We start from the raw sequence: 24,350 nt of genomic DNA on the forward strand, positions 1-24,350 counted from the left end.
AGCTGCTGTCATCACCTGCTGTCGGGCGTGTCAGGGTCTGTCAGGGACTGCCGCCGGCGGCCAGCGAGCGGTTGGCAGGGCCGTCGAAGGTGTCCTCGGCGGCGAGCGGTTCCAGGCCTGACTCAGTGGTGCTGGTCTCGGCGCGTCGTGACGCGTCTTCGTCGACGGTGTCGACAAGGCCTTCGGGCGTGCGTTCGGCGACGAAGGGCGCCGGCGCCTGATACCACCAGCGGGTGGTCCAGGCGCGCATCACCCGCTCCGGGTACCAGGTCTTGCCGAGGCTGCCGTTGTAGCGCGCCAGCGCATCGGTGATGTCGCCTTTCTCGCGTTTGAGATAGTGGGCAAGGATGGTGGCGCCGTAACGCAGGCTGGTGTCCTGATCGAGCAGGTTGTCGTCGGGCTCGCCGATCTCACGCTTCCAGAACGGCATGACCTGCATCAGGCCGCGAGCACCGGCGTGGGAGACCGCGGTGGGTTTGAAGGCGCTCTCGACCTGGATGACGGACAGGATCAGCTCCGGTGCCAGGCCTGTGCGCGTCGCTTCGCGGCGTACCTTGCGCAGCAGGTCGATGCGCGCGGCGCGGTCCGGCATGTAGCGCTCCAGACGCTGCTGCATGCTCAATACCCAATGCAGGGCATCGATGGGGTCCTCGAAGGCCTCGGGTTCGGCCAAGGCCTCGCGCAGGCTGTCACGTAGCCCCGGCGACAGCCCATGCTCGGGGATCGCGGCGGCGGCCTGCACCGAGGGGCTTGTCAGTCCGGTAGACGCGGCGCTCAGCGTCAGCAGGACAGCGGCCAGCCACGGGCGCAGGCGGCGGTGTGAGGTGCCACCTGCAGCGCCATTTACGGGCGGCGCTGAAGGGGAAATCGATGAGATGGTCATGCGCAGTCCCTGCGTATCAGTCATGGCGCCATTATGCCGTTACCGCGGCGTTGACGGTAATGGGGAGTTCAAGGAAGGCAGATAACGAGACAGCCCGCCCCTCGAGAAGAGGAGCGGGCTGTCTTGGGGACTGCGATAGCGCCAGCCGTGAGCGAGTGGCTCAGGCTGCTCGAGTTCAGCTCGCGCTGCGCTCGGCCAGGAAGTCCAGCAGGCTGTCGACGGCGATCATGGTCGCTTCGCCATCGGTGCGACCCTTGTACTCGTACTCGCCATTGTCGAGACCGCGATCACCGATCACCAGGCGATGCGGAATGCCCAGCAGCTCGCCGTCGGCGAACTTGTTGCCCGGGCGCAGATCACGATCATCCAGCAGCACGTCGTAACCGGCGGCGGTCAGCTCCTGATAGACGCGCTCGGCGGTCTCGCTGACACGCACGGACTTGTGGGCGTTCATCGGCACGATGGCGACCTGGAAGGGTGCGATGGCTTCCGGCAGCACGATGCCGCCCTTGTCGTTGCCCTGCTCGATGGCAGCGGCGACCACGCGGGTCACGCCGATGCCGTAGCAGCCCATGGACAGCGGCTGTGCCTTGCCGTTCTCGTCGAGCACGGTGGCGTTCATGGCTTCGGAGTACTTGGTGCCGAGCTGGAAGATGTGACCCACCTCGATACCGCGTGCGATGTCGATCACGCCCTGGCCGTCCGGTGACGGATCACCGGCGACGACGTTGCGGATATCGGCGATTTCCGGCAGCGGCAGATCGCGCTCCCAGTTGAGGCCGAAGTGGTGCTTGCCTTCGATATTGGCACCGGCACCGAAATCGCTCATCAGCGCGACGCTGCGATCGATGATGATCGGCATCTCGAGGCCGACCGGACCGAGGGAGCCGAAACCGGCACCGACGGCGGCGCGCACTTCCTCGTCGCTGGCCATGGTCAGCGGCTCGGCGACCTGCGGGAGGTGCTCGGCCTTGATCTCGTTCAGCTCGTGGTCGCCACGCACCATCAGCGCGATCAGACCACCTTCGACGCCTTCGGCCGCCTTGACGATCAGCGTCTTGACGGTCTTCTTGATGTCCAGACCGTGCTGCTCGACCAGCGCGGCGATGGTCTTGGCGTTCGGCGTGTCGACCAGCTGCATCTCCTGGGTCGGTGCCGCGCGCTCAGGCGTCTCGCCCAGCGGTGCCGGCAGCGCTTCACACTTCTCGATGTTGGCGGCGAAGTCGGAGCCGGTGGAGAAGGCGATGGCGTCTTCACCGGAGGCGGCCAGCACGTGGAATTCGTGGGAGCCGGTGCCACCGATGGAGCCGTTGTCGGCGATGACGGGACGGAAGTCGAGACCCAGGCGCGTGAAGATGCGCACGTAGGTGTCGTACATCACCTGATAGGTCTCTTTCAGGGATTCCTCGCCCAGGTGGAAGGAGTAACCATCCTTCATCACGAACTCGCGTGAGCGCATCACACCGAAGCGCGGACGAATCTCGTCGCGGAACTTGGTCTGGACCTGGTAGAAGTTGGCCGGCAGCTGCTTGTAGCTGTTCAGCTCACGACGCGCGAGGTCGGTGATGACTTCCTCGTGGGTCGGGCCGACACAGTAGTCGCGCTGGTGACGGTCAACCACGCGCAGCAGCTCGGGGCCGTACTGCTCCCAGCGACCGGATTCCTGCCACAGCTCGGCTGGCTGCACGGCTGGCATCAGCAGTTCCTGGGCGCCGGAGCGGTCCATCTCTTCACGCACGATGCGCTCGACCTTGCGCAGTGTGCGCAGGCCCAGTGGCATCCAGGTGTAGAGGCCGGAGGTCAGGCGACGGATGAAACCGGCCCGCAGCATCAGCTGGTGGCTGACGACTTCGGCGTCGGACGGGGTTTCCTTGAGAGTGGAAATCAGCAGTTGACTGGCACGCATGGGCTCAGCGATCCCTCGACTTGTCGCTTTGATCGGTACGCTTCGCAGTCGCGAAGCATGAACAGGCAGGTCTTCGGCACGCCTTTTACAGGCGTATCAGCGAAGCAGACTGAGCGCATTGTACTGCCGCGAGCCTTGGAGGGGCAAAGTGCATGGCCAGACTGGAAAAATCCGCGCCGGCCTGCCGATACTGGTGACACGGGATTTCCCTTTGGAGAGGGCCGTGAACGGCTTTCTCGGGGAGGTCTGACAAGGAGACAAGGATATGTCGTCACTCGATCAGCGCATGGGATATGCGCGCGGCAGACATCACTGGCCCTTGAAGGTGGGGCTTGTGTTGCTCGCACTGGGGGCGTGCCTGAGCGTCTCTCTGTGGCTGGTGAGCCTTCGCCTGCCGATCCCTTTCGTCGATGAGGGAGTGCATTTCGCGCAGATTCGCCAGTTTCTCGCCGGTGACTGGAGCCAGCACCCCAAGCTGACCACCCTGACGCTGTATCACGCCACCATGGCGGTGGTGCTTATGACGCTTCAGACGTTGGGGGAGTGGCTCAATCTTCCTCTCGCGGCTGACACCCTGGCCGGGCGTTGGCCTGAAATGCCCTCGGTGAACTGGGTGCGGGGCCTGTCGCTGCTCGGCTTCAGTGTCATGGCGTGCATGGTCTGGCGGGCGCTGCCGAGCGTCTATCGGCGCCTGGACCCCATGCTCGATGAGAGCGGCGCCCAGCAACAGGCGAATCGTCAGAGCTGGCAGTGGCTATGGCTGCCGATCATCTTCCCCTATCTGGCGCTGGTGTATACCGACCCGTGGATCATCGTGCTGGTCGCGCTGCAGCTCGTCGCGCTCGTGCGTGAGCGGCGTCTGCTGTTGCTGGTGCTGATCCTGGCCGGTCTCGGCTTGCGACAGGACAGCATCGTGCTGCTCGGGTTATGGGGCGGTCTGTTGCTGTTCATGACGCATGCGCAGGCAGGGGCTCGGTCGCTGGCTGTCGGCATGGCACCACCGCTGAGCTCGCCGCTATCCCAGCTTTCCGTCTGGTGGGGGCTGATCGTGCGCTGGTGGTGGATGGCCGTGATTCCGGTGGCCGCCTTCATCGGATTTGTCGTCTGGAACGACGGCATTGCCATGGGCGATACCACGCGTCATCAGGCCGGTTGGCACACCGGCAATCTCGGCTATTACCTGGGCGTGATCGGCGTGGTGTTTCTGCCGTTGTGGTTGGCCGACTTGCCGCGTCAGTGGCATCTGCTGTGGCGTCTGTGCACCCGGGGTACCTGGCCATGGCGGGGTATTCTGCTGCTGGGGGCGCTGGCGGGTGTGTGGGTCATGCTGGTGATGAGCTTTGAGGTGACGCATGACTACAATTTCCAGCGCTGGACGATCCGCAATAGCTGGCTGTTATGGCTCAATGAGCACCCGGTGGGGCTGTGGGTGACCATGCTGTTGACCACCAGCATGGCGCTCTGGTGGCTGAGGGCACCGCTGCGGCTGGGGCATGGTGGTTTGCTGTTGGTGATGCTCGCCTTGATGATCTGCACGCGGGAGCTGATCGAGACGCGCTACATGCTGCCCTTGATCACGGTCTTCCAGCTGCTGCGCTGTGCAGAGCGAGCGGAAGTGGAGCGCGCAATGACGCTCTGGGCGGTGGCAATGGGGGCGCTGCTGCTGGCGGGATTGGTGCTGACGCGCACCCTGCCATGAGGCGGTGGCAGGGCGCTTTGGAGGCTCATTCGATGGCGGGTGCTTCAGGCCTGTTGGCGTTTCGCCGCTGGGGTCTGGGCATCACGGCCGGCGGGGGCTTTGTCGGCGCCAGCACCGAGACCAGAACCGCCACGCGGTGGCTCGGCGACCCAGGCATAGGCAGCCTCGCGCTCGTCGGGCGAGAAGTGGCGCACCTCGATGGAACGCACCAGATGCTTGCTGAACTCGGTGACATGGCGCAGCCAGTCGGCCTTGCTGATGATGGCTTCGCGCTCGAAGTCTCCCAGGTGGCGCAGGGCATAGCCGATGTCATTGAGCAGGGCGGCGGGTGTGATCAGGCCAAAGCGCTCGATTTCCACCAGCAACGAGATTCGCTCATGGCGGGCCAGGCGTTCGTCGCATTCCTTGATGATGGGGGCGAGCGAGGCCTGATCGATATGTCCTGCGAGATGCAGGGCGACAACGTGATCGGCGGGACTCTTGAGCAGTGTCAGCATGTTTGGCTCCTGCACTGATGCATGTTGGCTGGGCGAGCCGTGCTGGAAGCCAGCGCTGGCGTCGCTACCTCTTCAGTGTAGTCGCATGTAAGCAGCTTGCTGGCGTCTGGCCAGGTGATTGTCGGTACTGTTCCTGTCGAGGAGCTGCCAGCAACGGTTACCTCTCTCGACGTCTGGCCGCGCGAGGCATGACGAGCGGAGTAGTGTTCAGGTTTGAAAAGTGACAGGCTCGAAATTTATCAGACATGAAAAGTGACAGGCATGAAAAAGCGCCGCCCCTCGTGAGAGGAGCGGCGCTCTTGAATTCAGTATGGCTCTTGCTTGATCTGGTACGGCCAGCCGGACTCGAACCGGCACGCCCGAAGGCAGGAGATTTTAAGTCTCCGGTGTCTACCGATTCCACCATGGCCGCGCAGACTGGCGCATAACTTATCATATTTCAGATCAAGGTCAACTTTAATGGCGGCGACACCTTGCTGAATGTGTGATTTAACTGACTGTTATGCAATGAAATTGCGAGGCTAAATGACCATCGTGAGCGGTGACATTGATACAGGAAAGCAAAACGCTTTTCGCCCGGCATGATCGCGGCAAGCGACGCGAAATGGCGCGCGGTGGAGAAGGGCAAGTAAACAGATAGCCAGTGCCAGGCGCGAAGATGTAAAGGGGAAGTCACTGACGGGGCCGGAACACTGTCAGAATCACTGGACAGATGAAAACAGAGAAATGATGTGGCAAGGCAGTGACTTGGCAAGGCGTAGAGCAGACGATAGCCAAGCGAAAAAGCATCAGGGTTGCAGCAATGTAAAGCGAAACAAGCAAGGGAGTGTGACGACCCGAAGGGGATGGGTGTCATATCCATTCCAGAAGGAAACAGGGGATGTTTCGGTATCTGAAATGGAGGCTGGAGTCGGAATCGAACCGGCGTACACGGAGTTGCAGTCCGCTGCATGACCACTCTGCCATCCAGCCTCAATGATCGAGATGTCAGTCGAAACTGATGTCTGATCCGAGGAGTATCTACTGATGCTGCTGCAGATACATGAGTCAGTAAATCAGGTGAATGTTGCGCTACCTGTGTTACTGGAGCGGGAAACGAGATTCGAACTCGCGACCCCAACCTTGGCAAGGTTGTGCTCTACCACTGAGCTATTCCCGCTGAACTCGAGGTCGAATTATACGGATAATTCCCATGCTGTCAAACAGTTAATGAAAAATTGTCTCGCGAGTCAGGTCACTGGAAACGAAAACGCCCACCGGCCATAGGGGCGGTGGGCGTTGAGGCATTCGCAGCATCTCGTGGCTGAACGGGGTGTCAGACCGAGCGCACCAGTTCCGGCCAGGCGGCACGCAGGTAGCTGATCATCGACCACAGCGTCAGCGCTGCCGAGATATACAGCAGGGCCAGGCCGGCATCCCCCCCGACACTGCCCGGAGCGAAGAACAGCAGCATGAACAGGGCCAGCATCTGGGCAGCCGTCTTTAGCTTGCCGACCCAGGACACCGCGACGCTGCCGCGCTTGCCGATCTCGGCCATCCACTCACGCAGCGCCGAGATGACGATCTCGCGACCGATGATGACCAGGCTCGGGATGGTCATCCACAGGCTGTCGTAGCGTTCGATCAGCAGGCCCAGTGCCACCGCGACCATCAGCTTGTCGGCGACGGGGTCCAGGAAGGCGCCGAAGGGCGTGGTCTGATTCCACAGGCGGGCCAGATAGCCATCGAACCAGTCGGTGATGGCGGCCAGTGCGAAGAGCAGCGCCGTCAGCGGCAGGCTCCATGCATAAGGCAGATAGAAACATACCACCAGCAGCGGAATGAACAGGATGCGGATCAGAGTCAGGATATTGGGGATGCTCATCGTGACGGCACGAGTCCTTGCATGAAGCGTAGGTGGCTGGGCGCAATCGAGGGCGAGTCGAGACCCTGAAGAAAGCCGATCGATTGGCGCCGCACAAGTCGTCTATTCTAGCCTGCCGGCGGCGCATTCAGCCATGCCAAACGGCAGGTTATTCAAGCCAACGCTCTGTCACTCTTCCTTGAGCGTTGAGTCGATGGTGCCAGAGGCAGCCATGTCGTGCACGGTGGCAGCCATGTCGTGCACGGGGGCAGCCATGCAGCGTCTGGTGGATCAGCCATGCAGCGCCTGATGGATCAGCTCGGCGAGCGATTCGCTGATGCCGGGCACGCGCGCCAGTTCCGGCTTGGAGGCCTGCTTCACCCCCTGCAGGCCGCCGAAGAACTTGAGCAGCTCGCGGCGCCGCTTGGGGCCGACTCCCGCGATGCCCTCCAGGCTTGAGGTGCGCCGCGCCTTGTCACGCTTGGCGCGGTGACCGGCGATGGCGAAGCGGTGCGATTCATCGCGCACATGCTGGATCAAGTGCAGCGCCGGCGAGTGGCTGTCGAGGTCCAGGGTGTCATGCACCGTCTCGATGAACAGCGTCTCGAGCCCTGCCTTGCGCGTGGTGCCCTTGGCCACCCCGAGCAGGATGATGTCGGTCACGCCGAGTGACTCGAACACCCCGCGCGCCATGTTGAGCTGCCCCTTGCCGCCATCGACCAGCAGGATGTCCGGGCGCTTGCCTTCGCCTTCCTGCAGGCGCTTGAAGCGCCGCGTCAGTGCCTGTTGCATGGCGGCGTAGTCATCGCCCGCCGTCACGCCTTCGATATTGAAGCGCCGGTAATCCGACTTGATCGGCCCGTCATGATCGAAGACCACGCAGCTGGCCACGGTCGCCTCGCCATGACTGTGGGAAATGTCGAAGCATTCCAGGCGCTTGGGCACCTCATCGAGTCCCAGCGCATCGCGAAGCGACAGGAAGCGGTTGGACAGCTGCTGGCGGCTGGCCAGCTGGGTGGCCAGATGTTGCTCGGCGTTGGTCTGCGCCAGTGTCAGCCACTGGGCGCGATGGCCACGCACCTGATGCGCGACCCGTACCCGACGTTCGGCCTTCTCGCTCAGGGCGCCTTCCAGCAGGTTGGCGTCATCGAGGGCCAGCGAGGTCAGCACCTCATCGGGCATCTCCCTGTCCTGGCCGAGATAGTACTGGCTGACGAAGCTGGTCAGCAGCTCGCTACTGGTCAGGTCCAGGCCATTGCCGGGCGAGAAGTGGCGCGCACCGAGCATGCGACCCTGACGGACCGAGACCACGCTGATGCAGAGCCCGCCGGGGCGCTCGGCCAGCGCCAGGATGTCGGCGTTGCCGGTGCCGGTGTCGACGTATTGCTTCTCCTGCATGCGGCGCAGCTGGGCGACCTGATCACGCAGGCGAGCCGCTTCCTCGAATTCCAGCCGCATGGCCGCGTCTTCCATCGCCTGGCTGAGCTCGTCGGTGACCTTGTCACTCTGGCCGTTCAGGCACATCACCGCATGTTCCATGTCGCGGCGATAATCCTGCTTGCTGATGTAGTCGACACACGGCGCGGTGCAGCGGTTGATCTGATATTGCAGGCACGGGCGCTCGCGGTGGGCGAACACCGAATCCTCGCAATTGCGCAGGCGGAAGATCTTCTGCATCAGGGTCAGTGATTCGCGTACCGCGACGCTGCTCGGGTAGGGGCCGAAGTAGCGTCCATCGTTGCGCTTGTGGCGCACGCGCTTGAACTCCAGCGCCGGATAGTCGTGATGCTGGCTGATGAAGACGTAAGGGTAGGATTTGTCGTCGCGCAGCAGGATGTTGTAGGGCGGGCGCAGCTCCTTGATCAGGGTCTGCTCCAGCAGCAGGGCCTCGGTCTCGCTGCGCGTGATGGTGACCTGCACATCGGCGATGCGCCCGACCAGCGCCTGGGTCTTGGCATTCAGGCCGGTATTGCGAAAATAGCTGGAGAGGCGCGCCTTGAGGCGCTTGGCCTTGCCCACGTACAGCACGTCACCGGCGCTATCCAGCATGCGATAGATGCCGGGCGCGTCGCTGACATGCTTGAGGAAATGGCGGGCGTCGAAGCCGGTCGCCTCGCTGCCCTGCAGCAGATCACTGCTCGCGTCGCTGGTGATCAGGCGGCTGGAGACACGCGCGGCGTCACTGCGTGCGCGGCTGTCAGCCTGCGCACTCGCTGAGGAGGCTTGCTGGGCATCAGGCTGGCTGGCGGTGTCTGCCGGCTCCTCATTCTCGGGCGACTGAGAAGTGGTGTCCGTCATCGTGGGATCAGTGTGCTGCTTGGCCATGAGGTTCCTCGTCCAGAGATGCCTCGAGTCTATCAAACAAGGGCGATTGCTCGCAGGCATGGGGGCAACAGGGCCATGCTGCAATGCCTGCTGTCATGACCGGCGCCTGTCAGGACGTGCCATTCACGAACGTCTCAGACAGAAACGCCTCATACAACAACGCCACCCGGGGAAGGTGGCGTTGTTGTATGAGGCGTTGTCGGCGCTGCTCGGGAGTGTCACGAGCAGCGCGGGCCTGCAGTGTGTGACGGGCTGGCAAGGTGTGCTTGTTCAGGCCTCGTCAGGACGGTCCAGCACGTAGTCATCCAGCAATTGGTGACGCATGGCCAGATGCGTCATCTCCACGTCGCTGGTCACGCCAAGCTTGTCGAAGATGCGGTAACGGTAGGTGTTGACCGTCTTCGGGCTCAGGTGCAGGCGGTCCGAGATCTCGCTGACGCGATGGCAATTGACGATCATCGTCGCCACCTGCAGTTCTCGGCTCGACAGCTGGTCGAAGGGATTGCTGCGCTGGGTGTCCATGCCCGAGAACACCAGGCGCTGGGCGATTTCCGGGGACAGATAGCGTTCGCCAGCGGCCACCTGATGGATGGCGCGAATCATCTCGTCAAAGGGCGTGCCCTTGGAAATGAAGCCGAAGGCTCCCGCTTCCAGCAGGCGTTTGGCGAAGGACTCTTCCAGATAGGCGGTCAGCACGATGACTCTGACGTCGGGCAGGCTGCGCACGATCTTCTGTGTGGCTTCCAGGCCATCGACGCCGGGCATGCGAATGTCCATGAGCACGATATCCGGGCTGTGCTCACGGCAGAGTTTGATCGCGGTTTCGCCATCCGAGGCTTCTGCAATCACCTTGAGCCCATCCTCTAGCTCAATGGTACGGACGATGCTGGTACGCACCAGGTGGTGGTCGTCAGCGACAAGAACCTTGATCAAGGCGGCTCCAGTAAAGATGTCAATAAGCAGTGAAGTGAATGCGGGATCCAATGTACCCATTGGACAAGGGCTTGTCGATGCCCTGTTATCCAGTGCGTCGCGTTCAGGATAACCACTACTGATATAGTGCTAGCGTGATTCCTGCTCTTTGTCGTCGGCCGTGGGTCCGTGAGCGAGCCCCTGCGGGAAACCGTGCCTCGCGATGCGACCCGCAGACTTCGCGCACTCCACAAAGCGCAGCAAAAATAAGAGGTTGACGACGTATTCGTCGCTCTGTAACATGCGCTCCATCGTGAAGACGGGGCCTTAGCTCAGCTGGGAGAGCGCAACACTGGCAGTGTTGAGGTCAGCGGTTCGATCCCGCTAGGCTCCACCATGATTCACGACAAGTCTGTCCAGATTTCATGTGCCTCTTGCCTGCAAGTGACATGCGAAATGACAGTCTGATTCGGGGCCTTAGCTCAGCTGGGAGAGCGCAACACTGGCAGTGTTGAGGTCAGCGGTTCGATCCCGCTAGGCTCCACCAGAATTCTTGAAAAAGCGGTCATCCTTCGGGGTGGCCGCTTTTTTTGTGCCCGGCTTTCAGCTCGCCCCTGTCAGCAGCTCGACCCTGTCTGCTTCACATATATAGCCGCCAGTGCCCGGGTCTGCCAATACTGAGAGGGATGGACGATAAATCTCACTCAGGCTCGAGATCGGCTGAAATTGCCGTCAATCGTTGCCTGATCGTCTCAAGTTGTTGATGAGAGGCAGGCATGGCGCTAGATTGGCGACATGAGCAGACAAGAGATCACACGACTCGTGGCGAGCCTCGCCCATGAGGAAGGCATTCGAGAGACCGCAGTGAAGGGTGTGCAGCTCTTTCGCATGACGGAGCCCGTGCGTTGCGCGCCGGCTATCTATGAACCCGCCGTGGTGGTGATCGTCAGCGGTGCCAAGGAGGCGATACTGGACGGCGAGCGGCATGTCTATGACAGCCGTCAGTATCTGTGCTGTCCCATCTCGATGCCGGTCGAGGCGGGCGCCCCCACGGCCTCGCCAGAGACACCGCTGCTGGGCGTCTACCTCTCGCTGGATACCCGGGTGATGACGGAGCTTGCCATCGAGATGGAAAGCGCCGCGGGGCTCGTGCGCAAGCCGGGCAGCGGCCCGCTGCCGCCGGGGCTTGCCCTGGCACATTGGGACGCCGCCTTCAGCGATGCCTTGTTGCGACTGCTGCAGGTGGCACAGAGCCCCGCCGATGCGGCGATATTGGGAGAAGGGCGGCTGCGGGAGCTTTATTACGCCGTCCTGAAGGGCGAGGCGGGGGAGTCGGCGCGACGTGCCTTCGGTGTGGGCAATGAGATCGCGCGGACAATCGATTACCTCTCCAGCCGACTGGATGAGCCGGTCAGCATTGAAGACATGGCCGGGCGGGTCGGCATGAGTCGCGCCGTCTTCCACCGCAAGTTCAAGCAGGCGACCACGATGTCGCCGATCCAGTTCGTGAAGTCCATGCGCCTCAACACCGCCGCCATGCAGATCGCCAATGGCAAGACCGTCAGCGAGGCGGCCATGGCCGTGGGCTATGTCAGCTCCTCGCAATTCAGTCGCGAATTCAAGCGTCTGTACGGGCAGTCGCCCAAGCAATGGAGTCAGTTCAAATAGCGACACGCCACCAGCGGGGCAAGAAAAAACGGCCATCCGAAAGGAGGCCGTTTTTTCATGGTTGGCGATCATCCTGCGCGTAGGCGCTAGAGCACCGCTTCACTCTCCTCGACACGCTCGAAGAGGATCAGGTGATCGGCCTGGATACGCAGCATGACCTGCTCACCGGGCTGGTAGTCGTGATGACTGTTGAAGGCCGCCTCGACTTCCCGCCCGGAAGGTAGCGCCAGCCGGTAGAGGGTGCTGGTGCCGGCGAAGGTCGCGCTGAGCACGCGCGCCTTGAGGTCGGTGGCTTCCGAATCCCCTTCGGCCAGCACCAGGTCATCCGGGCGCAGCAGCACATCCACCGGCGTGCCGGGTGCATACGGATAGGCACGGTTGCCGCGAATCACGCCCAGCTCCGTGCTCACGCATTCGTTGTCCTTCAGCGTGCCGGGGATGAAATAGCCCTGGCCGATGAAGTTGGCGACGAAGCGCGTGGCGGGTTCGTGATACAGGTTGAACGGCGTGTCCCACTGCTGCAGATGGCCGCCGTGGATCACGCCGATCTGGTCGGCCATCGCGAAGGCCTCATTCTGATCATGCGTGACCAGTACCGCGCTGATGCCGAGGTGCTTGAGAATCCGCCGCACCTCCTGACTCAGCTGACGACGCAGCTCCACGTCCAGATTCGAGAACGGCTCATCGAGCAGCAGAATGCGCGGCTCCGGCGCCAGCGCGCGGGCCAGGGCCACGCGCTGCTGCTGGCCACCGGACAGCTCATGCGGGAAACGCTCACCGAGATGGGCGAGGCCGACCAGCGTCAGCAGCTCCGTCACCTTGTCATTGCGCGCTTCACGCGTCATGCGGCGCACGCCGAAGGCCACGTTGTCCGCCACGCTCAGGTGGGGGAACAGTGCGTAATCCTGAAAGACCATGCCGACATGGCGCTGCTCCGGCGCAGTCAGATGAGTCGCGCTGGACAGCACCTCGCCTTCGAGACGAATCTCGCCCACCGCTACCGGTTCGAAGCCGGCAATCGCGCGCAGCAGCGTGGTCTTGCCGCAGCCGGAGGGGCCGAGCAGGCAGGCAATGTCACCCTTGTTGAGGGAGAAATTGATGTCACGGGTCACGACGGTGGTGTCGTAGCGACATTCCAGCGAATCGATCTGAAGGAGCGGTTGCATGATGGCAGGTCAGTCCGGATGGCGATGAAGGCAGCGGAGCAGGGGAGTGTCCGTCTCGCTTGAGCATACGCGAGCGCCGCCTGCGTGGATGCAGGCGGCGGCAGGGCACCCCTTCGGCTTGCTGGGCGGCGGCTTAGCCTTGAGGCTCAGTCCTGAAAGACAGTTCTGAAAGACAGTCCTGAGCTTCCGTGCTGATGGCTCAGTCCTGGCGACCCAGCATCAGGAACTCGAGCAGTGCCTTCTGGGCGTGTAGGCGATTACCCGCTTCCTGCCAGACGACGGCGCGCGGGTCATCCAGCAGACCCATGCTGATCTCTTCGCCGCGGTGTGCCGGCAGGCAGTGCAGGAAGATGACGTCGTCGGCGGCCTTGTCGAGCATGGCTTCATCGACCTGGAAACCGGCGAAGTCGGCTTCACGCTTGAGCTGCTCTTCTTCCTGGCCCATGGAGGCCCAGACATCGGTGGTCACCAGGTCCGCGCCCTGCACGGCTTGCTGCGGATCACGATGGATGCTGACGCGCTGGCCAGCCGCCGCGACGATCTCGCTGTCCGGCTCGTAGCCTTCCGGGCAGCAGATGCGCAGATTGAAATCGAACTGACGCGCGGCGTTGATCCAGGAATGGCACATGTTGTTGCCATCGCCGATCCAGACCGCTGTCTTGCCCTTCACGGAGCCACGGCATTCGGTCCAGGTCATCACGTCGGCCAGCAGCTGGCACGGATGATAGTCGTCGGTCAGCGCATTGATGACCGGCACGCTGGAGGCGTCGGCGAAGGCTTCGATGTCGGAGTGGGCGAAGGTGCGGATCATCACGCCATCGACCATCTCGGACAGCACGCGGGCGGTGTCGCCGATCGGCTCGCCACGGCCCAGCTGGGTGTCGCGCGGCGACAGGAACAGCGCATGGCCACCGAATTGCGCCATGGCCGTCTCGAAGGACACGCGGGTACGCGTGGAGGACTTCTCGAAGATCATCGCCAGGGTGCGGTTGGCGAACGGCGTATAGACCGGACCTTCCTTCTTCAGCCCATCCTTGATGGTGATGGCGCGCTGGATGAGGTAGTCGAGTTCTTCCGGAGAAAGGTCAAGCAGGGTCAGAAAGTGCCGGGTGGCCATCGAGCGGGCTCCTGTCAGGGTCTCGGGCAGCACCATCGAAAAGGGCGCCATGCGTCGGAGGGAAGGAAGTCGCCGACGATCACGGCGCCCGGATGGCGCTGCCTGTCAAAAGAGCCATCCTAGCCAGCTCGGCTCGAGCGTGCAACGCTCACGCCGTTATCAGCGCGGTCATGACGCGCGCTGCAGGGCTGATGCGCGCTGCTGCAGACAGCAATCCACAACTCGGGCACTATCGGGGGCTGAATTCATGGCTTACCCCCAGTAGAATGAGGGAATGACACTCACGGGCCTTGCGCCCACCGTCCGAGGATTGCACATGAGCACTACCATCGAATCGATCGAAAAGCAGATTGGCGAGAACCCGATCCTCCTGTACATGAAGGGCACCCCGCAGCTGCCGCAGTGTGGTTTCTCTGCGCAGACCGTGCAGGCCGTCATGTCCTGCGGCGAGCGTTTCGCCTTCGTCAACATTCTCGACAACCCGGACATCCGCGCCGAGCTGCCGAAATACGCCAACTGGCCGACCTTCCCGCAGCTGTGGGTCAACGGCGAGTTGGTCGGCGGTTGCGACATCGTGGTCGAGATGTATCAGAGCGGCGAACTGGAGCCGCTGATCAAGCAGGCCGCTCAGGAAGCGTCTGCCGAGTGATCGGCATCTTCTGATAGGACTCGCTCTGATCGGGCTCGCCTTGACCCGAGCAGTGCCGAGCAGAAAAAACGCCCCCGCAGCCTGGCTGCGGGGGCGTTTTCATGTCTGGCTCTCAGAGAGTCTGTCAGCCGGAGGGGGCAAAAGCTCTGCCAGTCAGGGCGCGGGCGCGTCGAGCGAGGCCGGCACCTCGTCATTCATGCCCTGTTCCTTCATCGCCAGGTCCCAGCCGCCCAGGTCCTTGAAGCGGTTGACCATCGCGCAGAACAGCTCCGCGGTGCGTTCGGTGTCATAACGCGCCGAGTGGGCGGAGGCGTTGTCGAACTCGATGCCGGCGGCGCGGCAGGCGCGCGCCAGTACCGTCTGGCCATAGACCAGACCCGCAAGCGAAGCGGTATCGAAGCACGAGAACGGGTGGAACGGATTGCGCTTGATACCGCAACGCTCGACCGCCGCGTTCAGGAAGCCCTGATCGAAGGCCGCATTGTGGCCGACCAGCACCGCACGCGTGCAGCCGTGCGCCTTGATGGCCTTGCGCACCGGGCTGAAGATCTCGCCCAGCGCCTGATTCTCGGCCACCGCGACTTGCTTGCGCACCGGGTTGTCGAGATCGATACCGGTGAAATCCAGTGCCGACTGTTCGATGTTGGCGCCCTCGAAGGGGGCCACGTGGAAGGCATAGGTCGCATCCGGCACCATATTGCCATCGTCGTCCATGGTCAGCGTGACGGCAGCGATCTCGAGCAGTGCATCACCGGCGGCATTGAAACCACCCGTCTCGAGGTCGACCACCACTGGCAGAAAGCCACGGAAGCGCTGTGCCATCTGCGTGCGCTCGCTCGCCTGGGTCATCAAGATCTCCAATCCCGTCATAGCATCTCGTGCTGCGTCGTGCGTATTGCCGACGCTCAAGGTGGCCAATTGTAGCAGGGCGAAAAGGGCGCGTCGCGGCGCTGGCCGCGTGCCGGGGTGTCTCTGGCCCTCCTGGCAGTATCGGTGAGGTGCCAGCCTCGCTATAATCGGCGTCACATCGTGATTCGGGTAGATGAGCGGCAGCGCTTGCGCGGCCTTCGCTCGTCTGGACCGGGCGATCCAACCCCCACCTGCGGCCACGGCGTTCATCAGTGGTACGCGGGAACTACAAGCATCAACTCAGGAGTCAAGCATGTCCGACGTGCAAAAGGTCGTTCTCGCCTACTCCGGCGGCCTGGACACTTCAGTCATCGTCAAGTGGCTGCAGGAAACCTACAACTGTGAAGTCGTGACTTTCACAGCTGACCTCGGTCAGGGCGAGGAAGTCGAGCCGGCGCGTGCCAAGGCAGAAGCCCTCGGCGTGAAGGAGATCTACATCGAAGACCTGCGCGAGACCTTCGTCCGCGACTACGTCTTCCCGATGTTCCGTGCCAACGCCATCTATGAAGGCGAGTACCTGCTGGGCACCTCCATCGCACGTCCGCTGATCGCGCGTCGTCTGGTCGAGATCGCCAACGAGACCGGCGCCGACGCCATCTCTCACGGTGCGACCGGCAAGGGCAACGACCAGGTGCGTTTCGAGCTGGGCGCCTACGCGCTGAAGCCGGGCATCCAGGTCATCGCGCCGTGGCGTGAGTGGGACCTGAACTCCCGCGAGAAGTTGATGGAATACTGCGAGCAGCACGGTATCGAAGTCGACTACGCCAAGAACAAGAAGAAGTCTCCGTACTCCATGGACGCGAACCTTCTGCACATCTCCTATGAAGGTGGCGTGCTGGAAGACCCGTGGACCGAGTGCGAAGAAGAGATGTGGCGCTGGAGCGTCAGCCCGGAGCAGGCGCCGAATGACGCGACCTACATCGATCTGACCTACACCAAGGGCGACATCACTGCCATCGACGGCAAGGAAATGGCCGCTCACGAAGTGCTCGAGTACCTGAACAAGGTCGGCGGCGCCAACGGCATCGGCCGTCTCGACATCGTCGAGAACCGTTACGTCGGCATGAAGTCGCGTGGCTGCTACGAAACACCGGGCGGCACCATCATGATGCGTGCTCACCGTGCCATCGAATCCATCACTCTGGACCGCGAAGCGGCCCACCTGAAGGATGAGATGATGCCCAAGTACGCCGAGCTGGTGTACAACGGCTACTGGTGGAGCCCGGAGCGTCGCATGCTGCAGGCGGCCATCGATGAGTCCCAGAAGGTCGTCAACGGCGTCGTGCGTCTCAAGCTCTACAAGGGCAACGTGATCGTCGTCGGTCGTCAGTCCGAAGACTCGCTGTTCGATGCGTCCATCGCGACCTTCGAAGACGATGCTGGCGCCTACGACCAGAAAGATGCTGCCGGCTTCATCAAGCTGAACTCCCTGCGCCTGCGTATCGCGGCCAGCAAGGGACGTGGCATCGAGTAATCTCTGATCCGATAGCCTGATCTCGGAACACCATGACGCCGGCCCCTGCTGCAGCCATTCGCTGCCATAGGGGTCGGCGTCGTGCTATCCGGCTGTCAGTGCCACGTTATCCGGCTGTCGTATCGCGCTTTAGGCGGCTAGAGTCAGTCGCGCTGTCGGCTACCAGAGCAGGGCGCGCTTTCGCCTGATGAGGTGCTGCTCATCCAGGGCACGCATGGCGCTCAGGGGCGTTGCTGAGCGCTTTTCTCCCCCGTGGGTGCATGCGATGCTGACAGAAGCCTCTTTTCATTGTCATTTCTGCACGTAGATTGCCGGCGACCGTCATGGCGGCCGGCCAAGGAAGATATCTCATGCTGGGTATGCTGAAGAAACTGTTTGCCGCAGGCGAGCCTGCGCCGGTCAAGGAACCGGAAGCCACCGAATACAAGGGCTATCTGATCGTGGCGATGCCGCAGAAGCACGATGGTCAATACCGGGTGTCGGGCGTGATCCGCAAGCCGGTGGAAGGCGGCGAGATGCTGGAGCACCGTTTCGAGCGCTCCGACACCGTGCCGGGCGAAGAGGGCGCCGTGGAGCTGACCCTGCTCAAGGCGAAGCGCACCATCGATGACCTGGGTGACAGCATCTTCGAGCGCTGATCGCCCCGGAGCTGACCGCTGCGCACTCGCCCCCACCTTCAGGAGCACGCCCATGATCACGGTTCACCATCTGGAAAACTCGCGCTCGCAGCGCATCCTGTGGCTGCTGGAAGAGTTGAATCTTGAATACCGCCTGCAGACCTATGCCCGCGACAGCAACAGCATGCGTGCGCCCAAGGCGCTGAAGGAGATTCACCCGCTGGGCAAGGCGCCGATCATCACCGACACCACGCTGGCGGGGGAGAATGCCGAGCCGGTGGTGGTCGCCGAGTCCGGCGCGATCATCGAATACCTGATCGATCTGTACGCTGGCCAGGGCAGCGGCAGCGCTGCCCATCTGCGCCCGCCCGCCGGCAGCCAGGCCGAGCGTGACTACCGCTTCTGGCTGCACTTCGCCGAGGGTTCGGCGATGCTGCCGCTGATGCTCAGATTGGTGTTCTCGCGCCTCGACAAGCCGCCGGTGCCGTGGCTGGTGCGCCCGATCGCGCGCAAGCTGGCCAAGGGTGTGAATGACAGCTTCATCAGCCCGGAGATCAAGGCGCATCTCGCCTACATGGATACCTGTCTCGAGCATCGCCAGTGGCTTGCCGGCGACTCGCTGACCGGTGCCGATATCCAGATGAGCTTCCCGATCCAGGCGCTCGATGCGCGCCAGGGGCTCAAGAATCACCCGAATATCCAGGAATGGCTGGCCCGCATCCGTCAGCGCGAAGCCTTTCAGCGTGCCGTGGCCAAGGGCGGCGAGCTGGCGCTCTGAGGTGCTGATGTCCTGATGCCTGGGTGCTATGCGCAAACATCATATGGCTTGCGCATTTTTGCGCTATTGATGTGATTGAGACTTTCGTCGGGATTCTTTCGGCATTCGGGCTGTCACATCTGGACGTTATATCGATAGGTTCTGTTTTAGGTATCTAAGCTACAGTTAGTGCTTATTTACCTCGCGCGGGTGACAGCCGCCCAGCCACCAGGCTGGGCAGCGAAGAGTCATAGACGCCAGGCACAACAGGCGAAAAAGCACCGCAAGACAGAGCGTCAAGACAGAGCGACAAGACAGAACACAAGACCGTGAGCGATGCATCGGCAAGCGAGTGGGGAGTCCGCCGTGGCGCCGATGGATAAACAGGATGCAGGACAAGGAGTCGACCGGGGGCCTGGCATGGCACGCAAGAGTCTGCGTGAACAATCACTGGAACAAGCACTCCAGCAGATGGAACGCGACAAGGCTCGCCTTGAACGCCGACTAGCGGGGCTGGAAGAGAAACTGTCGACGACGCTCGACGGTACCGGCCTGCGCCTCTGGCAGCTCGAAGTGCCCAGCGGCAAGCTCACCATCTTCAACTATCGCTGGGGGCGCATGCTGGGCTATCAGCCCGGCGAGCTGAACGCCCATTTCGATGTCTGGCGTGAGCACCTGCACCCGGAAGACCGCGACGAAGTGCTCGCCAATCTCAATGATCATCTTGAGGGGCGCACCGAGGTCTATCAGGTCGTGCATCGCATGCTGGCCCGCGACGGCAGCATCACCTGGGTCGCCGACCGCGGGCGGGTGGTCGAACGCGATGAGCACGGCAATGCCCTGCGCCTGCTGGGCACGCATACCGACATCAGTCATGAGAAGGACTACGAATCGCGCCTCAATGCGCTGGCCAGCACCGATGCCCTGACCGGGCTTGCCAATCGCCAGGCCATCAACAGCTGGCATCAGCGACCGCTGGCCGATGACAGTGCCTTGATCTTCATCGACCTCGACGGCTTCAAGCAGGTCAATGACCAGTTCGGCCATCGTGCCGGCGACGAAGTGCTGGTGCTGGTCGCGCATGGCCTGAACGATGAGCTGCATCGGCTGGGCATCCACCATCATCTCTCGGCGCGTTTCGGCGGCGATGAATTCCTCTTTCAGCTGCCCCGCATGTCACTGCCGCGTGTCGAACATGTCGCCCGTCGCTGGCTGGAGCGCTTCGCGCACCCCCTCGAGATCAGCGGTGGCCTCGGCCGCATCGGTCTGAGCATCGGCATCTGTTTCGGGTGCGATGCCGACAATCGCTTCGGGCTGGCGCTGGAACGGGCCGATCAGGCGATGTACCGGGTCAAGCACCACGGCAAGCACGGCTTCAGGGTGCACACGCCGGTGGAGTACTCTTCCTGCGAATACCAGGCCGGCGATTTACAGGGCTCGAATCTGGAAGCCTCGGCCAGTCGCCTGCCTTCCTGGCTGCACCCACAGTCCGCGCCGGTATCACAGCAGGCAGCTTCTGCCGGTACTGAGTCTGCTGGTACCGATCCTGTCGATACCGAGCGTGGCGATAGCGTGTCTGCTGATTCCGAGTCTGCCGATGCCAGGGCCAAGGAGGAAAGGTGACTCGCATGACAAGCAAGCCCGCTCCCCGCTGGCTCCCGACATTCCAAGCCCCCCGCACGCGCAGGCGTCGGGGGGCTTTTGTCTTTCAGACCACTCGACTGATGGGCGTGGCGCAACGCTGCAGCGCGAATGCCATCATTTTCTGATATGACTATTGCATCCGGCAAAGTCGCGAACGACGCTGGGGGGAACGGCAAGGCAGGATGAGTCGAGGCCCCCGGGCGTCAGGGAAGCGTCGTGGCACGAGACAGGCATGAACGGCGGCCTCAAGTGCCGCCTTTATCAGCAGGGCGAGTGTCCTCAAGGAGAGAAGGATGAGTAGCAGCGAGTCTGGCCGACAGTTCATCAATCAGCCACGCCAGGTCGTCGGTGAGGCGCTGGAAGGCTGCGCACGACTGCGCCACCCGGATGGCAGTGGCGTGCGGCTGTCAGACCCCGCCAGTGGCATGCGCCTGGTGGTACGCGATGACTGGGCGCGTGATCAGGTCGCGCTGATTTCCGGTGGTGGCTCCGGGCATGAGCCCGCGCATGCAGGTTTCGTCGGCGCGGGCATGCTGACGGCTGCCGTGTGTGGTGAGCTGTTTGCCTCGCCGACGGTGGACGCCGTGCTGGCGGCGATCCGCGAAGTGACCGGTGAGGCCGGGGCCTTGCTGATCGTCAAGAACTACACCGGGGATCGCCTCAACTTCGGGCTGGCCGCCGAGCGGGCGCGTCAGGAAGGCTTCAAGGTCGAGATGGTCATCGTCGCCGATGATGTGGCGCTGCCCGACAACCCGCAGCCGCGCGGGCTGGCCGGCACACTGCTGGTGCACAAGGTCACCGGTGCGCTGGCGGCACGCGGGGCGGGCCTCAAGGAAATCACCGCCGTCGCACGGCGCGTCGCCGACAGCTGTTCGACCCTGGGCGTGGCCTTCAATGTCGGCCGCCATCCCGGCAAGCCGCGTGAGCAGCGCGCACCGGAACTGGGGCTGGGCATTCACGGCGAGCCGGGCGCCATGGCGCTGGAGCTTGGCAGCGACTCGGACACCCACGGCGTGCATGCGGTCATGGATACCGTGGTCACGGCGCTGGTGCAGGGTCATGCGCGCAAGGATGTCGGCGGCGACCTGCCGGCCAGCGGCCATCTGCTGTTGATCAATGATCTGGGCGGTTGCTCGGCGCTGGAGCGCAGCCTGCTGCTGGAAGAAGCGCTGACACATCCGTCGCTGCAGGCGCTGGGCATCCATGCCGTGGTCGGCCCGCAACCGCTGATGACCTCGCTGGACATGCACGGCTTCTCGCTGACGCTACTGCCGCTGGATAGCCTGCTGGAAGAGGCGCTGAGTGCCAGCTGCGCGCCGGTGGCCTGGCCGGGCGTGCAGCCGGTGACGCCACTGGCGCACTTCTCGCCGAGTCAGGACGCCGTCAGAACGGCCAGTGATGAGGCCTCGGATGCCAGACGTGCCCAGGCCAAGGCCGACTGCCAGGAGCGTGCCGCCCGTGGCGTGAAATCGCGTGCCGGCCTGCCGGGCGATCCGCAGGTCGAGCAACGCCTGCGCGCGGCACTGGAAATCCTGCTCGCCAGCGAGGCGGATCTTGACCGTCTTGATGCCATCAGCGGTGACGGCGATACCGGCAGCACCTTCGCCAGCGGTGCGCGCGCGGTGATCGAGGCGCTGGAAGACTGCGAGCTGGCGTGTGGCGATTCCGGTGAGCTGATGATCACCATCGGCAAGCAGCTGGCCCACGGCATGGGCGGCTCCAGTGGTGTGCTGCTCTCGACGCTGTTTACCGCCGCCGCCACCCGCTGGAAGGAGCAGTCGGACGCGCATGGTCAGGCACCGCTGGGCCAGCGCTGGCACGACGCCCTGAGTCATGGCGTCGCCCGCATGCAGCACTACGGTGGCGCCTCACGCGGCGACCGCAGCCTGCTGGATGCGCTGCTGCCGGCATTGGAGGCACTGCAGGAATCGGTGCAGTCTGAAAAGAAAGCGTCGGTGCAGTCTGAAAAGCAGGAATCGGTGCAGGGTGATCAGTCAGCCTCGCCGGTCGAGAGCAAGCAGGAGATGCGCGCCGGGCGGGTCGACTGGGCCGCGATGGCACGCGCCGCCCGTCAGGGTGCGGATGCCACCGCCGAGATGGCCAAGGCACGGGCCGGACGCTCCGCCTACGTGCCTTCCGCCCATCTGGTCGGCAACAGCGACCCGGGTGCGGAAGCCGTGGCGCGTGTCTTCGAAGCGCTGGCCGATGCCGCCGAGGAAGCGGCGGGTTGATTCATGCTTCGATTGACCGGCTGAGCTGGTTGACCCGAATGACTGGCGCCTGAGCGCTCAAGCCCCAAAAAGCTCTAAAACCAAAGCCCCATAAAGCAAAAGGCCCGCCCCATGAACCTCGTGTTCAGGGGCGGGCCTTTTTGCATCATGCGGCAAGCGGTCAGGCGACTTTCTGACGTGTCGGCAGGCGAATCAGACGGGTGGCGATGGCGGTGCCCAGCAGGGTGATGCCCATGCCGGTGAGGATGCGCGCATCGATCACCTCATCGAGCAGCATGTTGCCCCAAAGCAACGCGCTGACCGGTACCAGGAAGGTCACCGAGGTGGTCGCGGTGGCGCCGGCACTGGCCAGCAGGCGGAAGAAGATCAGGAAGGCGAGGCTGGTGCTGAGCACCGCCAGCGCGATCGCGCTGCCCCAGGCTTCCAGGCTGACGCTGGTCGTCGGCCACATCCACAGGCCCGGAATCAGCAACAGCAGGGACGACATCAGCGAGCTGCCCGCGGCCAGCACCGGCGCGGGCAGGTGATTCAGGCGCTGGCGCGAGAAGTTGGAGGCGAAGCCGTAGCAGAAGGTCGCGCCGAGGGCGGCGAGGATGAACCAGCCGTCGCCGCCGAGCTGGAAGTCGAGACGATCACTCGACAGCACATAGACGCCGCTGAAGGCCACGGCCAGGCCGAGATACTGCTGCTTCTGGATCGGCGTGGCGAACAGCGCCATGCCCAGCAGCGCGGTGAACAGCGGCGTGGTGGCATTGATCAGCGAGGTGAAACCGGCCTCCAGCTGGGTGGTGGCCAGCGCCAGCAGGCAGAAGGGCAGCGCCTGACTGGTCAGCCCCAGCACCGCAAGCGGGCCCTTGTGCTCCCACAGCATCCTCAGGCGTCCCGCGCCCAGCAGCAGCGGGGCGAGTACCAGCGCACCGATGCCCATGCGCAGCAGTATCAGCGTGGTCGGGCCGAATTCCGGCGCGGCCACGCGCATGAAGATGAAAGACATGCCCCACAGGGTGGACAGCAGGACAAGACGCAAGGCATCGCTGGCGGACATGGTGTTCTCGACGTGGCGTGTGAAAGGCAGTCCGCTAGGCTAGCCCCTCATGCGCGTCACGGGAAGCACGACCTTGTGCCTGTCGCTCTGCTTTCCCAGATCCAGATCCAGCTCCAGCTCGCTGGCCTCAGGCGGAGGGTATCGCGCCGCGCTGGATGGCGGCGATATCGCGGGCGGCGCGCTCGAGTGCCGGCAGATGCTTGAGCATGTCCTCTCGCGACTGGCGCATCACCGGTGCCTGGATCGCCACGCCGATGTTGGAAGGCCCATCGGGATTGGGTGCCAGCACCGCGATGCACACCAGGCCGGGCAGGAATTCCTCATCATCCAGCGCGAAGCCCTGCTGGCGGACCTGCTCGATCTCGGCCTCGACGGACTCGATGTCGGTCAGGGTATTGCGCGTCATCGCGTTCAGCGGCGTGCCGGTCAGCAGGCGGCGGCGCTGGGCGGGCGGCATCTGGGCCAGAAACAACTTGCCGCTGGCGGAGCAATGCACCGGCACCCGTGAACCGGGGTGCAGATAGAAGCGCAGCGGGGCCTGGGTCTCGACGCGGTCCAGATACAGCACCTCGCTGCCGGACAGCGCCGTGATGTTGCAGCTCTCGCCGACCTCTTCCATCAGCCGGTTGAGCACGCCGTGGCGAGCACCCTGCACGGTGTCGTTGAGCAGCAGGTTTTCCGCCAGACGGCGCAGGCGGCTGCCCTTGCTGTAATGGCGGTTGTCCGCCTCGCGCTGCAGCATGCCGCTGCCTTCCAGCTGCTGCAGCATGCGGTGCAGCGTCGGCTTGGGCAGACCGGTCTCTTCCACCAGTCCCTGCAGGGTGAAGAACTGGTCCTTGGCGGCGATCACTTCCAGCAGCGCCAGCAGGCGCTGGGCGGGCGTATCGCCTTCTATCTTGCTGCCTTCCTTGCTGGTGTCCCTGTCAGCGTCCTTGCGATCACGCGGCAGGCTCGCCTGGGGCTGGGTGGCACTGTTCATGGGCTATTCCCTCCTTCAATCCGTGCGCT

The 24,350-nt window shown here is 63.3% G+C and carries 19 protein-coding genes and 5 tRNA genes; 10 read left to right on the top strand and 14 right to left on the bottom strand.

Annotation, left to right across the window (positions count from 1 at the left end; translation table 11 throughout):
• Positions 1 to 40 precede the first annotated feature (40 nt).
• Both ACJJV2_RS04140 and ACJJV2_RS04145 read right to left on the bottom strand, forming a co-directional pair.
• Positions 41 to 883, bottom strand: a complete 843-nt coding sequence (locus ACJJV2_RS04140) for a lytic transglycosylase domain-containing protein (RefSeq protein ID WP_405278467.1) — start codon at positions 881 to 883, stop codon at positions 41 to 43.
• Positions 884 to 1,058: 175 nt separating this feature from the next.
• Positions 1,059 to 2,789, bottom strand: a complete 1,731-nt coding sequence (locus ACJJV2_RS04145; RefSeq protein WP_043331364.1) for a proline--tRNA ligase — start codon at positions 2,787 to 2,789, stop codon at positions 1,059 to 1,061.
• Between the two features lie 265 nt (positions 2,790 to 3,054).
• Here ACJJV2_RS04145 and ACJJV2_RS04150 point away from each other — a divergent pair, with 265 nt between their 5' ends.
• A complete protein-coding gene (locus ACJJV2_RS04150; RefSeq protein WP_405278470.1) occupies positions 3,055 to 4,488 on the top strand; it encodes a hypothetical protein in 1,434 nt (477 codons plus the stop codon).
• A gap of 44 nt (positions 4,489 to 4,532) precedes the next feature.
• On the opposite strand, the gene ACJJV2_RS04155 is transcribed toward ACJJV2_RS04150, so the two are convergent.
• From ACJJV2_RS04155 to uvrY, 7 genes are all read right to left on the bottom strand, one after another.
• Positions 4,533 to 4,985, bottom strand: a complete 453-nt coding sequence (locus ACJJV2_RS04155; protein ID WP_348471486.1) for an STAS/SEC14 domain-containing protein — start codon at positions 4,983 to 4,985, stop codon at positions 4,533 to 4,535.
• Between the two features lie 327 nt (positions 4,986 to 5,312).
• A tRNA-Leu gene (locus tag ACJJV2_RS04160) sits at positions 5,313 to 5,397 on the bottom strand.
• 486 nt (positions 5,398 to 5,883) lie between these two features.
• Positions 5,884 to 5,957: transfer RNA gene (locus ACJJV2_RS04165), tRNA-Cys, on the bottom strand.
• Positions 5,958 to 6,069: 112 nt separating this feature from the next.
• Positions 6,070 to 6,144 (bottom strand) — tRNA-Gly (locus tag ACJJV2_RS04170).
• A 156-nt stretch (positions 6,145 to 6,300) separates the two neighbouring features.
• Positions 6,301 to 6,849, bottom strand: a complete 549-nt coding sequence (gene pgsA, locus ACJJV2_RS04175) for a CDP-diacylglycerol--glycerol-3-phosphate 3-phosphatidyltransferase (RefSeq protein ID WP_043331361.1) — start codon at positions 6,847 to 6,849, stop codon at positions 6,301 to 6,303.
• Positions 6,850 to 7,119: 270 nt separating this feature from the next.
• Positions 7,120 to 9,153: an excinuclease ABC subunit UvrC gene (gene uvrC / locus ACJJV2_RS04180; RefSeq protein WP_283248888.1), complete on the bottom strand. Its 2,034-nt coding sequence runs from the start codon at positions 9,151 to 9,153 to the stop codon at positions 7,120 to 7,122.
• A 270-nt stretch (positions 9,154 to 9,423) separates the two neighbouring features.
• The gene (uvrY, locus tag ACJJV2_RS04185) at positions 9,424 to 10,086 is read right to left on the bottom strand and encodes a UvrY/SirA/GacA family response regulator transcription factor (protein WP_043331360.1); all 663 of its coding nucleotides are present in this window, start codon (positions 10,084 to 10,086) and stop codon (positions 9,424 to 9,426) included.
• Between the two features lie 300 nt (positions 10,087 to 10,386).
• On the opposite strand from uvrY, the gene ACJJV2_RS04190 reads away from it, so the two are divergent.
• The 3 genes from ACJJV2_RS04190 to ACJJV2_RS04200 all read left to right on the top strand — a co-directional run bounded on the left by ACJJV2_RS04190 (position 10,387) and on the right by ACJJV2_RS04200 (position 11,733).
• Positions 10,387 to 10,462 (top strand) — tRNA-Ala (locus ACJJV2_RS04190).
• A 74-nt stretch (positions 10,463 to 10,536) separates the two neighbouring features.
• Positions 10,537 to 10,612: transfer RNA gene (locus ACJJV2_RS04195), tRNA-Ala, on the top strand.
• 248 nt (positions 10,613 to 10,860) lie between these two features.
• Positions 10,861 to 11,733: an AraC family transcriptional regulator gene (locus ACJJV2_RS04200; RefSeq protein WP_213114204.1), complete on the top strand. Its 873-nt coding sequence runs from the start codon at positions 10,861 to 10,863 to the stop codon at positions 11,731 to 11,733.
• Positions 11,734 to 11,819: 86 nt separating this feature from the next.
• Here ACJJV2_RS04200 and ACJJV2_RS04205 read toward each other — a convergent pair whose 3' ends face one another.
• Positions 11,820 to 12,899, bottom strand: a complete 1,080-nt coding sequence (locus ACJJV2_RS04205; protein ID WP_405278474.1) for an ABC transporter ATP-binding protein — start codon at positions 12,897 to 12,899, stop codon at positions 11,820 to 11,822.
• Between the two features lie 199 nt (positions 12,900 to 13,098).
• On the bottom strand, positions 13,099 to 14,016 hold the full coding sequence (argF, locus tag ACJJV2_RS04210) for an ornithine carbamoyltransferase (protein WP_043331358.1): 918 nt from the start codon (positions 14,014 to 14,016) through the stop codon (positions 13,099 to 13,101).
• Positions 14,017 to 14,332: 316 nt separating this feature from the next.
• On the opposite strand from argF, the gene grxD reads away from it, so the two are divergent.
• Positions 14,333 to 14,665 (top strand): Grx4 family monothiol glutaredoxin, encoded by a 333-nt coding sequence (gene grxD, locus ACJJV2_RS04215; protein WP_043331357.1) that lies wholly within the window; start codon positions 14,333 to 14,335, stop codon positions 14,663 to 14,665.
• 153 nt (positions 14,666 to 14,818) lie between these two features.
• On the opposite strand, the gene rnt is transcribed toward grxD, so the two are convergent.
• On the bottom strand, positions 14,819 to 15,514 hold the full coding sequence (gene rnt, locus ACJJV2_RS04220) for a ribonuclease T (RefSeq protein WP_054555724.1): 696 nt from the start codon (positions 15,512 to 15,514) through the stop codon (positions 14,819 to 14,821).
• 193 nt (positions 15,515 to 15,707) lie between these two features.
• On the opposite strand from rnt, the gene ACJJV2_RS04225 reads away from it, so the two are divergent.
• The 5 genes from ACJJV2_RS04225 (at position 15,708) to ACJJV2_RS04245 (ending at position 22,297) form a co-directional block, all read left to right on the top strand.
• On the top strand, positions 15,708 to 17,048 hold the full coding sequence (locus tag ACJJV2_RS04225; RefSeq protein WP_405278477.1) for an argininosuccinate synthase: 1,341 nt from the start codon (positions 15,708 to 15,710) through the stop codon (positions 17,046 to 17,048).
• Positions 17,049 to 17,398: 350 nt separating this feature from the next.
• Positions 17,399 to 17,686 (top strand): HlyU family transcriptional regulator, encoded by a 288-nt coding sequence (locus ACJJV2_RS04230; RefSeq protein WP_306424366.1) that lies wholly within the window; start codon positions 17,399 to 17,401, stop codon positions 17,684 to 17,686.
• 52 nt (positions 17,687 to 17,738) lie between these two features.
• Positions 17,739 to 18,443, top strand: a complete 705-nt coding sequence (locus ACJJV2_RS04235) for a glutathione S-transferase (protein WP_405278479.1) — start codon at positions 17,739 to 17,741, stop codon at positions 18,441 to 18,443.
• A gap of 399 nt (positions 18,444 to 18,842) precedes the next feature.
• The gene (locus tag ACJJV2_RS04240) at positions 18,843 to 20,045 is read left to right on the top strand and encodes a diguanylate cyclase domain-containing protein (RefSeq protein ID WP_405278481.1); all 1,203 of its coding nucleotides are present in this window, start codon (positions 18,843 to 18,845) and stop codon (positions 20,043 to 20,045) included.
• Between the two features lie 314 nt (positions 20,046 to 20,359).
• Positions 20,360 to 22,297, top strand: a complete 1,938-nt coding sequence (locus tag ACJJV2_RS04245; RefSeq protein ID WP_405278483.1) for a dihydroxyacetone kinase subunit DhaK — start codon at positions 20,360 to 20,362, stop codon at positions 22,295 to 22,297.
• Positions 22,298 to 22,457: 160 nt separating this feature from the next.
• On the opposite strand, the gene ACJJV2_RS04250 is transcribed toward ACJJV2_RS04245, so the two are convergent.
• Together ACJJV2_RS04250 and ACJJV2_RS04255 are read right to left on the bottom strand one after the other, a co-directional pair.
• Positions 22,458 to 23,342, bottom strand: coding sequence for a DMT family transporter (locus ACJJV2_RS04250; RefSeq protein ID WP_131432527.1), 885 nt, complete (start codon positions 23,340 to 23,342; stop codon positions 22,458 to 22,460).
• 127 nt (positions 23,343 to 23,469) lie between these two features.
• Positions 23,470 to 24,321 carry an IclR family transcriptional regulator gene (locus tag ACJJV2_RS04255; protein ID WP_082388278.1) on the bottom strand — a complete coding sequence of 284 codons (852 nt, stop codon included), beginning with the start codon at positions 24,319 to 24,321 and terminating at the stop codon, positions 23,470 to 23,472.
• Positions 24,322 to 24,350: the final 29 nt, after the last annotated feature.

This window comes from Cobetia sp. Ld8, assembly GCF_045066615.1.
Classification (GTDB): domain Bacteria; phylum Pseudomonadota; class Gammaproteobacteria; order Pseudomonadales; family Halomonadaceae; genus Cobetia; species Cobetia amphilecti.

Bases quoted from the DNA above. Each gene is read 5' to 3' on its own strand.
- ACJJV2_RS04140 (WP_405278467.1), bottom strand. From the start codon at position 883: ATGACCATCTCATCGATTTCCCCTTCAGCGCCGCCCGTAAATGGCGCT.
- ACJJV2_RS04145 (WP_043331364.1), bottom strand. From the start codon at position 2,789: ATGCGTGCCAGTCAACTGCTGATTTCCACTCTCAAGGAAACCCCGTCC.
- ACJJV2_RS04150 (WP_405278470.1), top strand. From the start codon at position 3,055: ATGTCGTCACTCGATCAGCGCATGGGATATGCGCGCGGCAGACATCAC.
- ACJJV2_RS04155 (WP_348471486.1), bottom strand. From the start codon at position 4,985: ATGCTGACACTGCTCAAGAGTCCCGCCGATCACGTTGTCGCCCTGCAT.
- pgsA (WP_043331361.1), bottom strand. From the start codon at position 6,849: ATGAGCATCCCCAATATCCTGACTCTGATCCGCATCCTGTTCATTCCG.
- uvrC (WP_283248888.1), bottom strand. From the start codon at position 9,153: ATGGCCAAGCAGCACACTGATCCCACGATGACGGACACCACTTCTCAG.
- ACJJV2_RS04200 (WP_213114204.1), top strand. From the start codon at position 10,861: ATGAGCAGACAAGAGATCACACGACTCGTGGCGAGCCTCGCCCATGAG.
- ACJJV2_RS04205 (WP_405278474.1), bottom strand. From the start codon at position 12,899: ATGCAACCGCTCCTTCAGATCGATTCGCTGGAATGTCGCTACGACACC.
- argF (WP_043331358.1), bottom strand. From the start codon at position 14,016: ATGGCCACCCGGCACTTTCTGACCCTGCTTGACCTTTCTCCGGAAGAA.
- grxD (WP_043331357.1), top strand. From the start codon at position 14,333: ATGAGCACTACCATCGAATCGATCGAAAAGCAGATTGGCGAGAACCCG.
- rnt (WP_054555724.1), bottom strand. From the start codon at position 15,514: ATGACCCAGGCGAGCGAGCGCACGCAGATGGCACAGCGCTTCCGTGGC.
- ACJJV2_RS04225 (WP_405278477.1), top strand. From the start codon at position 15,708: ATGAGCGGCAGCGCTTGCGCGGCCTTCGCTCGTCTGGACCGGGCGATC.
- ACJJV2_RS04230 (WP_306424366.1), top strand. From the start codon at position 17,399: ATGCTGGGTATGCTGAAGAAACTGTTTGCCGCAGGCGAGCCTGCGCCG.
- ACJJV2_RS04235 (WP_405278479.1), top strand. From the start codon at position 17,739: ATGATCACGGTTCACCATCTGGAAAACTCGCGCTCGCAGCGCATCCTG.
- ACJJV2_RS04240 (WP_405278481.1), top strand. From the start codon at position 18,843: ATGGCACGCAAGAGTCTGCGTGAACAATCACTGGAACAAGCACTCCAG.
- ACJJV2_RS04245 (WP_405278483.1), top strand. From the start codon at position 20,360: ATGAGTAGCAGCGAGTCTGGCCGACAGTTCATCAATCAGCCACGCCAG.
- ACJJV2_RS04250 (WP_131432527.1), bottom strand. From the start codon at position 23,342: ATGTCCGCCAGCGATGCCTTGCGTCTTGTCCTGCTGTCCACCCTGTGG.
- ACJJV2_RS04255 (WP_082388278.1), bottom strand. From the start codon at position 24,321: ATGAACAGTGCCACCCAGCCCCAGGCGAGCCTGCCGCGTGATCGCAAG.